The sequence below is a fragment of the Mesorhizobium sp. WSM4842 genome, assembly GCF_055901575.1.
The window spans coordinates 3,671,422-3,683,865 of record NZ_CM148372.1 but is presented as its reverse complement, the minus strand read 5'-3'; the positions used below and the strand labels follow the sequence as shown (position 1 = coordinate 3,683,865).

Sequence of the window (12,444 nt, the reverse complement as noted above, 5' to 3'; positions counted from 1 at the left end):
CACCCAAAAGTGGAAACCGGTTTTGGGAAAACCCGATGCTCAAACAAAAAGCTAGATGTGAGCGGCGGCACGGTTCGACTTGAAAGTCCGCCGCTCACATCCAGCACCCAAAGAGAGGCCATGATGTTCCAGACCTTTGATTCCGCCGGCGACCCCGCTGTCGCCAAGCCGCGTGTGGCGCTGCTGCGTCAATGGCTGGCGGCCAACGGCTTGGATGGCCTCATCGTGCCTCGTGCCGACGAGCATCAGGGCGAATATGTCGCCGACCGCTCGGCGCGGCTGAAATGGCTGACTGGCTTCAGCGGTTCGGCCGGCGTCGCCATCGTGGCCGGCGACCGCGCCGTCATGTTCGTCGACGGGCGCTACACGCTGCAGGTGCGCCAGGAGGTCGATCTCGACATCTTCTCGATCGAAAGCCTGGTCGACAATCCGCCCGCCACCTGGATCAAGGACAATCTCGGCAAGGGCGTGCGGCTTGGCTTCGATCCGTGGCTGCAGACGATCGGCGACGTGAAAGCGCTGAAAGCTTCGGCCGAAAAATCGGGGGCGGTTTTGGTGCCGCTCGAGAAGAATCCAATCGACGTCATCTGGAAGGACCAGCCCGAACCGCCGCTGGCGCCGGTCGAGCTCCATCCGATCGCCTTTGCCGGCGAACTGGCCAAGGATAAGCTGGCACGGCTGGCCGAGGCCATCGGCAAGGACGGCGCCACCCATGCCGTGCTGACCGACCCGTCCTCCATCGCCTGGGCCTTCGACATCCGCGGCGGCGACGTGCCGCACACGCCGCTGGCACTCGGCTTCGCCGTGCTCGCCGCCGATGGGTCGCATCTCCTTTTCATGGACCAACGCAAGTTTTCGCGCACCGTCGCGGCCTATCTGACGCAGCTCGCCGAATTGCACGAACCCAGTGAATTCGAAGCGGCGATCGCAGGATTGGCCAAGGGCGGCGCGAAGGTCGCGCTGGATCCGGTGCTGGCGGCGGAGAAGCTCAGGATGCTGGTCGAGGATAATGGCGGCACCGTCATCACTGCACCCGATCCTGCCCGCATTCCACGCGCGACGAAAAACCAGGCCGAGATCAACGGCGCCCGCGCCGCGCATCGCCGCGATGGCGCCGCGGTGGCCAAGCTGCTTTGCTGGCTCGACCGCCAGGAACCCGGCAAGCTCGACGAGATCGCGGTCGTCACCAAGCTCGAGGAGTGCCGCCGCAGCACCGGCGAGGAAACGCAAATGCCGCTGCGCGACGTGTCCTTCGACACCATCTCGGGCGCTGGCCCGAACGGCGCCATCATGCACTACCGCGTTTCCCACGCCACCAGCCGAAAGCTTCAGTCTGGCGAGTTGTTCCTGCTCGATTCAGGCGGACAGTATCAGGACGGCACCACCGACATCACCCGCACCGTGCCGATCGGCACACCGACCGAGGAAATGCGCGAACGCTTCACGCTGGTGCTGAAGGGCATGATCGGTATTTCCATGCTGCGCTTTCCCCCGGGCACGCGCGGCTCCGAGATCGATGCCGTGGCGCGCCTGGCTCTGTGGAAACATGGCTGCGATTTCGCCCATGGCACCGGCCACGGCGTCGGCTCCTATCTGGCCGTGCACGAGGGCCCGCAGCGCATCGCAAGGACCGGCACCGAAAAGCTACTGGCAGGCATGATCGTCTCCAACGAGCCGGGCTACTACAAGGAAGGCTCTTACGGCATCCGCATCGAGAACCTCATTCTGGTCACACCAGCCGAGCAGATAGAGGGCGGCGACATTGCCATGCACAGCTTCGAGACACTGACGCTGGCGCCGATCGACACCAGGCTGGTGCGATCCGACCTTTTGACGCGCGACGAGCTCCATTGGCTCGACACATACCACGAACGCGTGCTGGCCGAGCTCGGACCGATGCTCGAAGGCGAGACGCTCGCCTGGCTGGAAAAGGCAACCGCACCACTGCCGCACGACCAGAAATCCTGATTTTTGGCAAGGCCGGGAATGGCATGTAGCGTTATCGCTGCCAACCGGCTTTCTTCAACAGATGCGCCATCTCATCTGCCCAATGTGGATTGCGCAGCCTGAGCGGCGCCAAGGCATCGCCTGAAGGGTTTTCCATTTCCCGCATCAGCTCAACGCAAGATCCAGCCTCCGGCAAGCGGCCGAGCGAAACGTAGCAGCAGGCGAGAGTTTCGTGAGTGGGCCGCCATGCGGGAGCGATCTTGCGCGCCTTGATGGCTGCGGCAAGAGCCTTGTTTGCCTGTCCTGCAAACAAGTAGGCGAGCGCCAGAACATTGAACCAGACGAAGTTCTGAGGATCGTAAGGATTCAACATAAGGCCTTGTTCGAGCGGCGCTATCGCTTCGGATGCGCTGCCACGAAAAAACTGTCCCATCCCCAACACCAGATGACCAAGGGCGAAGCTTGGGCTGATTTCGATCGCCTTTTCCGCGGCAAGAACGGCCTGTTCCGGTGCATTGGCGTAAATGCTGCAGATGGCCAGCGCGTAGTGCGAATAGGAATTCTTCTCGTCGAGCCGAACCGCCTTCAAGGCTGCATCCAGGCCCTCCCGGATATCCTGTTCCGGTTTGTCGCTCCAGCCGTAAGCGACGATGCCGGCGCTCACCCGGCCGAGCCAGAGATGGGCCTCTGCGAGTTCAGGATCGAGCCTGCATGCCTCCCGGAACAGCTTGCGGGCACTCAAGTGAGTTTGACGGCCGACGTGGTGGAAATGCCAGGTACCTTGCCGCACCAGGTCCCAGGCCGTCGCATTTCCGCTGCTGCGTGCAGTGGCTGGAAGCGATTCCGTCTTGAGAAGTTCGGGCTCGATCGCGCCGGCCACCCGCTCGGCTATGGCATCCTGGACGGCGAATGCCTCCGTCATTTCCGTCTCGTATCGTTCGGCCCAGATCTGATTGGCCGAGGCCGCATCGACCAATTGCGTCGAGACCCGAATATGCTGGCCGGACCGGCGCACGCTGCCTTCCAGCACATAACGGACGCCAAGCTCGCGGGCCACCTGTTTGGAGTCGACTGGCTTGTCCTTGTAGACGAAGCTGGAATTGCGGCCGATCACCCGGAACCAGCGGAACCTCGTCAGCGCTGTGATGATGTCCTCCGTGATGCCGTCAGCCAGATAGGCCTGTTCCCCGTCGCCGCTGACATTGGCGAACGGCAAGACCGCGATGGACGGTCTTTCGGAGAGTCCCGCCGGCTGGCCGGAACTTGGCAGCGCGCCGTCTGCAGCGGCGTCCAGCACACGGACGCTGCCGGCGAAACGATATCCGGTGCGGGGAACCGTGGCGATCCACTCGCTGCCGTCTGGCTGTGGCCCGAGCAGCTTGCGCAGGGCTGCAATTTGCACAGAGAGATTGCTTTCTTCGACAACGGCATCGGGCCAAGCCGCTTCCATAAGCGCCGTCTTGCTCAGCACTTGAGCCGGTGCCTCCAGCAGGGCTTGAAGCAACGACAAGCCTTTGTGCCCGAGCGCAACCGGCCGGCCCTCGCGGACAAGCCCCCCGCGCAGCATGTCGAGCACGAACGGGCCGAACGCTAAGCATCGCGGCGCTGCGACATTCCGCTTACCGGCTTCGGAAGAATTCGGAACTTTTCGCCTCCCTTTTTAGGACTCCGGCCGGACGTGCGGTCATCTTGGCCGTTCTTCGTATAGACTAACACAAATGGAGGTCGAAATGACGATGTTGAAGCAACCGTCAGGAGCGGACATTGTGGCGCCCAGCGACAGAAAAGCTGTAATCGTCGGGGCTGGCGAGGCTTATCGGGCCGAACAGGGGTCGGACTATCTGCCGGGAATAAGTGCTGAGACCGTCGGCGCGAAGGCGCTTTGGCTGGGCGTCGTCACGATGCCTCCGGGGAAGCGGACCAAGGCCCACGTCCACGCACGTCACGAAACAGCATTTTATATGCTGAGCGGAGACGAGCTGGAGATGTGGAGCGGGGACGAACTGCAATTTCGGGACGTCGTGCATCCCGGCGACTATCTCTATATTCCCGCCAACGTGCTCCACGTCGCCGTGAACCGGGCAAGCGCGCCGGCCATTTTTATTGGCGCCCGCAACGAACCGACCGCTCAGGAAAGCGTCGTCCTGTTCCCGGAGATGGACGGGAGGATACCGTAGAGGCGACCTTCCAGGAATGATTGGTGGGGCGCCCTTCAACCGAACATTCCGCCAATGGTGTGCCGCCAGACCGGAGCCATGTCTATCACGCCAAGCACGGGTCGCCGACGGATTTCGCGTTGAAACTCGTTGAAGGCACATAGCGGGTGCAGGATGACGGTTGTGTCGGCAGAAGGTCTGGCGTGGTGGAACGAGAAGGCAGAGCGTGGGCGAGACCGACGAGCGGCTTCTGGCGCTGATCGCGCAAAACAATGCGGCTGCGGTGGAAGCCATGGTCGAGCGCAAGCTGCCGCGGCTGATCCGTCTCGCCACCCGAATGCTGGGCGACCGCGGCGAGGCGGAGGACGTCGCGCAGGAGACCTTCTTGCGCATCTGGCAGGCGGCTCCGGGCTGGCGCGCCGGCGAGGCGAAGTTCGACACGTGGCTGCATCGCGTCGCACTCAATCTCTGCTACGACCGGCTGCGCAGGCGGCGGGAGACGCCGGTGGCGGAGCTTCCCGATCGCCCCGACGAACGCCCGGGCGCGGAAGCGGATATGCTCGCGGCCGACGATCAGCACCAGGTGCGGCGCGCGCTGGCCGAGCTGCCGGAGCGCCAGCGCGAGGCGATCGTGCTGCAGTATTATCAGGAGCTTTCGAACAGCGATGCGGCAGAGGTCATGGGGATCAGCATCGCGGCATTGGAAAGCCTCTTGTCGCGGGCGCGGCGGCAGTTGCGCTCCAGGCTCGGACGAGACAGGGACGAAATGACATGACTCCAGAGAGGTTTTCCGAGCTCGTTGCCGCCTATGGCGGGTCGCCGCAGCGCTGGCCTGAAAACGAGCGGGCGGCGGCGCTGGACTTCATCGCCGCCAATCCGACTCAAGCCGAAGTCGCACTTGCACCGGCGGCGGAGCTCGACGATCTGCTGTCGCGCCATCGCGTCGCAGCTCCGGACGGCGCGCTCGCGCGAAGGATCATCGCCACGGCGCCGCCCGCGCTGTGGCGCCGCACACGGCTCATCTGGCGGTGTGCCGGATTGGCCGGCATCGGACTGGCGGGCGCGCTGGCCGGTGTGCTGACAGTCGCCGTGCTGTTGTCGCTCAACAGCGCCCCTGACGATGGCGGCGCCTATGCGCTGACCGCATTCGGCGACATGCAGGGGGACGTGCAATGAGCGAACGCAGCATCAGGATCCTGCTTGCCGTCTCGCTGGCGCTGAACATCTTCGTGCTCGGCGCCACTGCCGGCGCTGGCTATATGTGGCAGACGCGCGAGGGGCAGCGCGACGGGGTGGGCGACCAGCGCGGCCTGCGCTTCGCCGCGGCCGGCCTGTCGCCCGAGCAGCGCAAGGCGTTCCGCCAAGCGCTCGCCGAGGCGCGGCGCCAGTCGGCTGCCGACATCGAAGCGGCTCGGACCGGCCGCGAGCAGGTCGCGCGCCTGATCAAGGCCGAGCCGATCGACGCAGCGGCTGTCAGTGAGACGCTCGCCTCGGTCCGGCAAGCCGATATGGCGCTGCGCGGCCGGCTCGAACAGGCAATCGTGAGCTTCGCGACGACACTGACGCCAGCCGACAGGGCGCGGCTTGTCGACGGCCTGCGCGGCCGCAGCAACATGCTGCGCCGAGCGGATGAAAAATAGAGCTGGAAAGAGCGACGGATTCCGGTCACTGCCGCGTTGAAGCCTCTGAAGCAATGCTGACGGAGGCACGATTGGCACGTCCGAGCGAGGTCGCGGTTGCGCTCAACCGCTTCGGCCTGGGCGCCCGGCCCGAAGACGAGACACCGGCCGACCCGAAATCCTGGTTGATAGCGCAGTTCGAAGACTACGATGCAAACCCAGCCGTCTTTTTCGGCGCGCAGGACTCGGCCACACTCGGTGACGGCTACGTCGAGGCGATGCTCGAGGCCAAGGACGCGGAGGGGGCCGCAAAGATGGCCGCCCGCAAGGCGGCGCGCCAGGAGGCTCAAGCGCTCTATCGCGACGAGGTCGACATGCGGGCACGCGCGGCGCTCGAAACGTCGACGCCCTTCATCGAGCGGCTCGTGCATTTCTGGTCGAACCATTTCGCCATCTCGGCGGAGAAACCGCAGGTGACCCTGATCGCCGGCGCCTTCGAGCGCGAGGCGATCCGCCCGCATGTGCTCGGCCGCTTCGAAGATATGCTACTCGCCGCCGAGCGCCACCCGGCGATGCTGTTCTATCTCGACCAGGTGCGCTCGATCGGTCCCAACTCGAGATTTGCCAACCGCGCAGCAAAACGCAACGCCAAGCGCAAACCCGGCATCAACGAGAACCTGGCCCGCGAAATCATGGAACTGCACACACTCGGTGCACGCTCCGGCTACAGCCAGGCCGACGTGACCGAATTCGCGCTGGCGCTGACCGGTTTCAGCACCGGACGCGCCAGAGGGCGGGGCCAGGCCGGCACCTTCACCTTTCGACCCGGGCTGCACGAGCCAGGCCAACGCACGATCATGGGCAAGACCTACGACCAGGGCGGGGACAAACAGGCGCTCGCCGGGCTCGGCGACCTCGCGGCGGTCGAGGCGACCGCAACGCATATCGCCGCCAAGCTGGCGCGCCACTTCATCGCCGACGAGCCGCCGGCAGCGGTCGTGACACGGCTCGCCGAAGCCTTTCGCCGGTCGAACGGCGATCTCGTCGCCGTCTACCGCGCGCTCATCGACAGTCCAGAGGCCTGGCAACCGGCGGCGGCGAAGTTCAAGACGCCGTGGGAATGGACGATCTCGGCGCTGCGCGGCCTGGGCCGCAGCGACATCGGCAAGCCGCGCCTGGCGCAACTGCTCAACCAGCTCGGCCAACCGGTATGGCGGCCGCGTTCGCCGGCCGGCTATGACGACGTTGGCGGGAGCTGGGCGGCACCCGACGCACTGGTCCGCCGGGTCGAGGCGGCGCAGCGCCTCGCCGCACAGAGTGGCGACATCTGTCCGCGAGATCTCGCGCAAAAACTCTTTGCCGGCTCACTCAGCGAGCTGACGATGGCCGAAGTCGACCGCGCCGAGAGCCGGCGCACCGGCATCGCGCTGCTGCTCGTGTCGCCCGATTTCCAGAGGAGATGACCAAGATGAAACGCCGTCAATTCCTCACTCTCGCCGGCGTCGGCCTCGGCTCGATGCTGATCGCGCCGCACATCGTCTTCGCCACTGTGGAAACCGACCGCCGCTTCGTTTTCATCATCCAGCGCGGCGCCGCGGACGGGCTGAACACGATCATTCCCTATGCCGACCCCGCCTACCGCACACTGCGCGGCTCATTGGCAATCGACAATCCGATAAAGCTCGACGGTACGTTTGGCCTGCATCCTTCGCTCACCCGGCTCCGCAAGCTGCATCAGGACAAGCAGGCACTGTTCGTCCAGGCGGTCGCTTCGCCCTATCGCGAGCGCTCGCATTTCGACGGTCAAAATGTGCTCGAAAGCGGCGGCACCTCGCCCTATGAGCGCCAGGACGGTTGGCTGAACCGGCTGGTCGGCATGCTGCCGAAGTCTCGCAGCGAAGCGATCGCTTTTGCACCGACCATCCCGCTAGCGCTGCGAGGCCAGGCGGACGTCACCTCCTATGCGCCAACCGCCCTGCCAGAAGCGCCGGACGACCTGATGATGCGCGTCGGCAAGCTCTATGACGCCGACGAACAGCTGCATACGCTGTGGAGCAGCGCGATTGAGACACGGGCGCTGGGCGCGGTGAACTCGCAGCGCAAGGACGCAGCGAGCGTCGGCCGCACCGCTGCGGGCTTCCTCTCCAAGGCCGACGGACCGCGCGTTGCCATGATCGAAACCAGCGGCTGGGACACGCATAGCGGCCAGCAAGGCAGGCTGGCCAACCAGCTCAGAGCGCTCGACGCGCTCATCGATGCGTTGCACGTTGGGCTCGGCGATATCTGGAAGGATACGACCGTGCTGGTCGCCACTGAGTTTGGCCGCACTGTCGCCGTCAACGGCACTGGCGGCACCGACCACGGTACGGCATCGGCCGCGATGATCGCTGGCGGAGCGGTGAATGGCGGGCGGGTGCTGGCCGACTGGCCGGGACTGTCTACCGGTGCGCTCTACCAAGGACGCGACCTCGCACCGACGCTCGACCTCGACGCGCTGATTGCGGTGACGGCCGCCGAAACGTTTGGTCTCGATCCGGAAGAGACGATGCGCACGCTCTTTGCAGGAGGTCGATTCGACCCCGCGATCTCCGACATCGTGCGCAAGTAGGACTGGCGTACTCAGCCGGTCCGGTTACCCGACGAACTGGCGGGCGAGGACCAGCACAGCGGCGCCGGCCAAAAACATCGCCATAAGCCCGCCGCGCAGCGAGACCAGCCCGGCGACGATCAATGCCGCCCATTCCGCCGGCCCGGCGCCAAGCGCCGCGGGCGCCACCAGCGTCGTCAACACCGCGGCAGGCACGGCGTTCAGCCCGGCCTCGACGCGCGGATGGATGTTTTCGAAGCGCGAGATCACCAGATGGCCGCCGATGCGGGTCAGATAGGTCGCAATCGCACCGGCGATGATGATCCACAAGGTTGTGCTCATGGCCGCGCCTCCACACCACTGTGGTGCGGCGGCAGGATGACTGCGAGCAGCACGCCGGCCACGGCGCCAATGGAGACGTGCCAGGGCGAGCCTACCGTCTTGTAGGCGATGATGGAGGCAGCAGCACTGGCGACGACCACCGGCAGCCATAGGGGCCGTTTGCGAAAGCTCATGACCAGTCCGAGAAAATAGATCGGCAGCAGGAAGTCGATGCCCAGCGCATGTGTGTTAGGAATGAGCTTGCCGAACACCGCGCCAAGCGCGCTTTCGGTCACCCAGAACACGTAGACCGGCAGACCAAGTCCCATATACCAGGCGAAGCCGACCGTTTCGCCGGCCTCCGCCTTGCGCTCGGCCACCGCGAACTGCGGATCGGTCAGAATGAAATAGCCGACGGCCTGCTGCATAAGCGGCCAGTGCGCGATGCGCCGGCCGATACCCGCCGAGTAGAGCACATGGCGGAAATTCACGGCGAAGATCGACAGCACGATCAGCCATGGCGCGACATGCTGCCCGAACAATTCGATGCCGACCATCTGGCTGGCGCCGCCGAAAACCATGGCGCTCATCAGGAAGGCTTCCAGCACCGAAAAACCGTTGTCGACGGCAAGCGCCCCGAACAGCAGTCCAAACGGCGCCGCCGCCACCACGACGGGCAAGCTGAGCCGCACGCCTTGCCAGAAATCGCTTTTTGCGCGGTTTTCGGAGATTGCTTCCGCCGACATCAGCCACTCCTTAGAGCGCCGCTCGTCCTTTTGGACGAGCAAAGGACGCTCTAACACTTTGAATCCACGCATCGGGCCATCCGAAAATCGATCCCGATTTTCGGGCCGATGCGGGGGGAAAGGCCGTAAGTAGGGAGCGCCGCCAGCCTTGTCACACCAATTCGCTTGAGCCAATGATCAGCGGAAATGATCGCTGGAACGCAGCCAGTCTACTCGACCTGGCCTTCGATCGCCCTGCCCCAGTCGAGCAGCGGTCTTGCCCGCAAGGCGAAATCGACAAGCTCGTCGACCAAGGCCGGCCCATGGATTCCAGCAGGGTCGATTTCGTGCCGGACGGCGAAATGCCGGTTGCGGATGGCCGCGGCGAGATCGGCGTCCGTGACATGCTCGAAGCCGCGTGGCGCTCGCTTCATGCAACCTTCCGCATCGAGTTCGAGACGATTTTGCTTCAGCGCCTTGATCAGCGCCCGGAATTCACCCGGCCGCGTCGCAATAGCCCGGCGCATCGCCAGGAGCAGCTCCGGCCCGGGCTGCCACCAGGCAACGCCGGCAAAGCAGCGGTCGAGCCCAATGTAAACGAAGAACACGCCCTGCTCCATCTTGGTGCCGTCGGGTGAGAGAATCGCCGACAGATGCCGGTTGTAAGGACTTTTGTCCTTGGAGAAACGCACGTCGCGATTGATCCGGAACAGCGACTTCTTGCGATCGCCGCGCAAACCCAGCCCCGCTGCCGCGAAACGCTCGGACAGCGTTTCGACCAGATCGCCGAAGGGGTCGCGCAGCTCGCGTTCGAAGAGGTCGCGATTTTCCAGAAACCACTCCCGGCTCTGATGAAAATCGAGTGCCTTGAGGAAAGGAATGGCCTTTTGGCCGAACCCGTTAAATGCCACCGTCACGACTTGCCGATCCGCGCCAGCCACGCATCCTCGTCGATCACTTCGATGCCGAGCTCGTTGGCGAGCTTGAGCTTGGAGCCGGCACCTGGTCCGGCAACGACGAGATCGGTCTTCTTCGACACCGAGCCGGCGACCTTGGCGCCGAGCTTTTCGGCCATCGCCTTGGCCTCGTCGCGCGACATCTTCTCCAGCGCACCGGTGAAGACCACCGTCTTGCCGGAGACCGGCGACGACACGCCACCGACCGGCTCCTCGTCGAGCACTGTGACTTCCGCCAGCAATGCATCGAGCGCCTGCCGGTTATGGTCTTCGGCGAAGAAATCGACCACCGCTTCGGCAACGATCGAGCCGATGCCGTTGATGCCGTTCAACTCCTGCCAGGCAGCGTTTCCAGGGTCACCCTTGCCGGCCGGCATGACGGCGTTTTGCCCGGCTTCGCGGAAAGCGGCAAAGGAAAGGAAATGGCGGGCCAGCCGCTTGGCATTGGTCTCGCCGATGTGACGGATGCCGAGCGCATGGAGGAAGCGCGAGAACTCGACCTGCCGCCGATCGTCGATTGCCGCGAACAGCTTGCGTACCGAGGTCGCGCCGAAACCGTCGACATTCTCGAGCTTGGTCAATGATGCTGCCTGCCGTGCCTTCAGGGTGAAGATGTCGGCCGGCGAATAGATGCGCAGCGACGGATCCTCGGCATGGAAGAAGAACTCAATCTGCTTCTCACCGAGCCCCTCGATATCAAAAGCACCTCGAGACACGAAATGACGCAGACGCTCCACTGCTTGCGCAGGGCATATCAATCCGCCGGTGCAGCGCCTGACGGCTTCACCCTCCTCGCGCACGGCGTGGCTGCCGCAGGCCGGGCAAAGCACTGGGAAAGCATATGGCATACTGTCGGGCGGCCGCTTCTCCAAGACCACGTCGATGACCTGCGGGATGACATCGCCGGCACGCTGGATGCTCACCGTGTCGCCGATGCGAATGTCGCGGCCTTCGCGGATCGGCTGGCCGTTATTGCCGATGCCTTTGATGTAGTCCTCATTGTGCAGCGTTGCGTTGGTCACCACGACGCCGCCGACCGTCACCGGCACCAGCCGCGCCACCGGGGTCAGCGCGCCGGTGCGGCCGACCTGGATGTCGATGCCGGTCAGGATCGTCGTCGCCTTCTCGGCCGGGAATTTGTGCGCGATCGCCCAGCGCGGCGAGCGTGAGACGAAGCCCAGCCGCTGCTGCAGCTCGAGGCTGTTCACCTTGTAGACGACGCCGTCGATGTCGTAGCCGAGCGTCGCCCGGTTGGATTCGATCAGCCGGTATTGTTCGAGCAGCCCCTCGACGCTGTCGAACAGCTTCATCAGCGGATTGACCCTGAAGCCGAAACGCTCGAACGCCGCCACCATGCCCATCTGCGTGTCGGCGGGCATGGCACTCACCGCGCCCCAGGTATAGGCAAAAAACCGCAGCGGCCGGCTGGCGGTGATCGACGTGTCGAGTTGGCGCAAGGAGCCTGCTGCCGAGTTGCGCGGATTGGCAAAAACCTGCTTTCCGGCCTCGGCATTGCGGCGATTGAGTTCGGCGAAATCGGTGAGGCGCATATAGACCTCGCCCCGCACTTCCAATACTTCGGGGAAATCCCCCGAAAGCACATTGGGAATCTCGGCGATGGTGCGGGCGTTGGCCGTCACATCCTCGCCGACCTGACCGTTGCCACGCGTTGCTGCCGTCACCAGCCGTCCGGCCTCGTAGCGCAGCGACAGCGACAGGCCGTCGATCTTCGGCTCGGCCGTCATGGCCAGCGGCGCGTCGGCGCCGAGCCTGAGGAAGCGGCGAATGCGGCCGACGAAATCGATCACATCCGCATCGGCAAAGGCGTTGTCGAGCGACAGCATCGGGATGGCATGGACGATCTTGCGGAATTTTTCCGAGACCGCCGCGCCGACTTTCCGAGAGGGCGAATCCTCGCGCACAAGGGCGGGAAACCGCTGCTCGATGGCGAGGTTGCGCCGCCGCAGCGCGTCGTAGGCCGCGTCCGAAATCGTCGGCGCGTCCTCGGCATGGTAACGCTGGTCGTGAGCGGCGATGTCCTCGGCCAGCCGCTTCAGCTCGCTGGCTGCTTCACTTTCACTGAGCGAATCGACTGGTTTATCGGACATGCACGGCTCCTAGACGCATGACCCC

The 12,444-nt window shown here is 64.5% G+C and carries 12 protein-coding genes; 7 read left to right on the top strand and 5 right to left on the bottom strand.

Going from position 1 to position 12,444, the window contains the following annotated elements; genetic code table 11:
• Positions 1-123 precede the first annotated feature (123 nt).
• Positions 124-1,968 carry an aminopeptidase P family protein gene (locus AC0NIE_RS17765; RefSeq protein ID WP_473485389.1) on the top strand — a complete coding sequence of 615 codons (1,845 nt, stop codon included), beginning with the start codon at positions 124-126 and terminating at the stop codon, positions 1,966-1,968.
• Positions 1,969-1,999: 31 nt separating this feature from the next.
• On the opposite strand, the gene AC0NIE_RS17760 is transcribed toward AC0NIE_RS17765, so the two are convergent.
• Positions 2,000-3,514, bottom strand: a complete 1,515-nt coding sequence (locus tag AC0NIE_RS17760) for a winged helix-turn-helix domain-containing tetratricopeptide repeat protein (RefSeq protein WP_473485388.1) — start codon at positions 3,512-3,514, stop codon at positions 2,000-2,002.
• A gap of 163 nt (positions 3,515-3,677) precedes the next feature.
• On the opposite strand from AC0NIE_RS17760, the gene AC0NIE_RS17755 reads away from it, so the two are divergent.
• The 6 genes from AC0NIE_RS17755 to AC0NIE_RS17730 all read left to right on the top strand — a co-directional run bounded on the left by AC0NIE_RS17755 (position 3,678) and on the right by AC0NIE_RS17730 (position 8,330).
• Positions 3,678-4,124, top strand: a complete 447-nt coding sequence (locus AC0NIE_RS17755; protein WP_473485263.1) for a cupin domain-containing protein — start codon at positions 3,678-3,680, stop codon at positions 4,122-4,124.
• Between the two features lie 205 nt (positions 4,125-4,329).
• Entirely contained in the window at positions 4,330-4,878 is a 549-nt protein-coding gene (locus AC0NIE_RS17750; protein ID WP_473485262.1) for an RNA polymerase sigma factor, read from the top strand.
• The gene (locus AC0NIE_RS17745; protein ID WP_473485261.1) at positions 4,875-5,279 is read left to right on the top strand and encodes a hypothetical protein; all 405 of its coding nucleotides are present in this window, start codon (positions 4,875-4,877) and stop codon (positions 5,277-5,279) included. Before AC0NIE_RS17750 ends, AC0NIE_RS17745 begins: the two co-directional genes overlap by 4 nt.
• Entirely contained in the window at positions 5,276-5,743 is a 468-nt protein-coding gene (locus AC0NIE_RS17740; protein ID WP_473485260.1) for a periplasmic heavy metal sensor, read from the top strand. The genes AC0NIE_RS17745 and AC0NIE_RS17740 overlap by 4 nt, the downstream gene beginning before the upstream one ends.
• A gap of 71 nt (positions 5,744-5,814) precedes the next feature.
• Positions 5,815-7,185 carry a DUF1800 domain-containing protein gene (locus tag AC0NIE_RS17735; protein WP_473485259.1) on the top strand — a complete coding sequence of 457 codons (1,371 nt, stop codon included), beginning with the start codon at positions 5,815-5,817 and terminating at the stop codon, positions 7,183-7,185.
• A gap of 5 nt (positions 7,186-7,190) precedes the next feature.
• The gene (locus AC0NIE_RS17730; RefSeq protein ID WP_473485258.1) at positions 7,191-8,330 is read left to right on the top strand and encodes a DUF1501 domain-containing protein; all 1,140 of its coding nucleotides are present in this window, start codon (positions 7,191-7,193) and stop codon (positions 8,328-8,330) included.
• 24 nt (positions 8,331-8,354) lie between these two features.
• Here AC0NIE_RS17730 and AC0NIE_RS17725 read toward each other — a convergent pair whose 3' ends face one another.
• The 4 genes from AC0NIE_RS17725 to ligA form a co-directional block, all read right to left on the bottom strand.
• Positions 8,355-8,651, bottom strand: coding sequence for an AzlD family protein (locus AC0NIE_RS17725; RefSeq protein ID WP_077383210.1), 297 nt, complete (start codon positions 8,649-8,651; stop codon positions 8,355-8,357).
• Positions 8,648-9,376, bottom strand: a complete 729-nt coding sequence (locus AC0NIE_RS17720) for an AzlC family ABC transporter permease (protein ID WP_473485257.1) — start codon at positions 9,374-9,376, stop codon at positions 8,648-8,650. Before AC0NIE_RS17720 ends, AC0NIE_RS17725 begins: the two co-directional genes overlap by 4 nt.
• 209 nt (positions 9,377-9,585) lie before the next feature.
• Positions 9,586-10,272 (bottom strand): DUF2461 domain-containing protein, encoded by a 687-nt coding sequence (locus AC0NIE_RS17715; RefSeq protein ID WP_473485256.1) that lies wholly within the window; start codon positions 10,270-10,272, stop codon positions 9,586-9,588.
• The gene (gene ligA / locus AC0NIE_RS17710) at positions 10,269-12,419 is read right to left on the bottom strand and encodes an NAD-dependent DNA ligase LigA (protein WP_473485255.1); all 2,151 of its coding nucleotides are present in this window, start codon (positions 12,417-12,419) and stop codon (positions 10,269-10,271) included. Before ligA ends, AC0NIE_RS17715 begins: the two co-directional genes overlap by 4 nt.
• Positions 12,420-12,444: the final 25 nt, after the last annotated feature.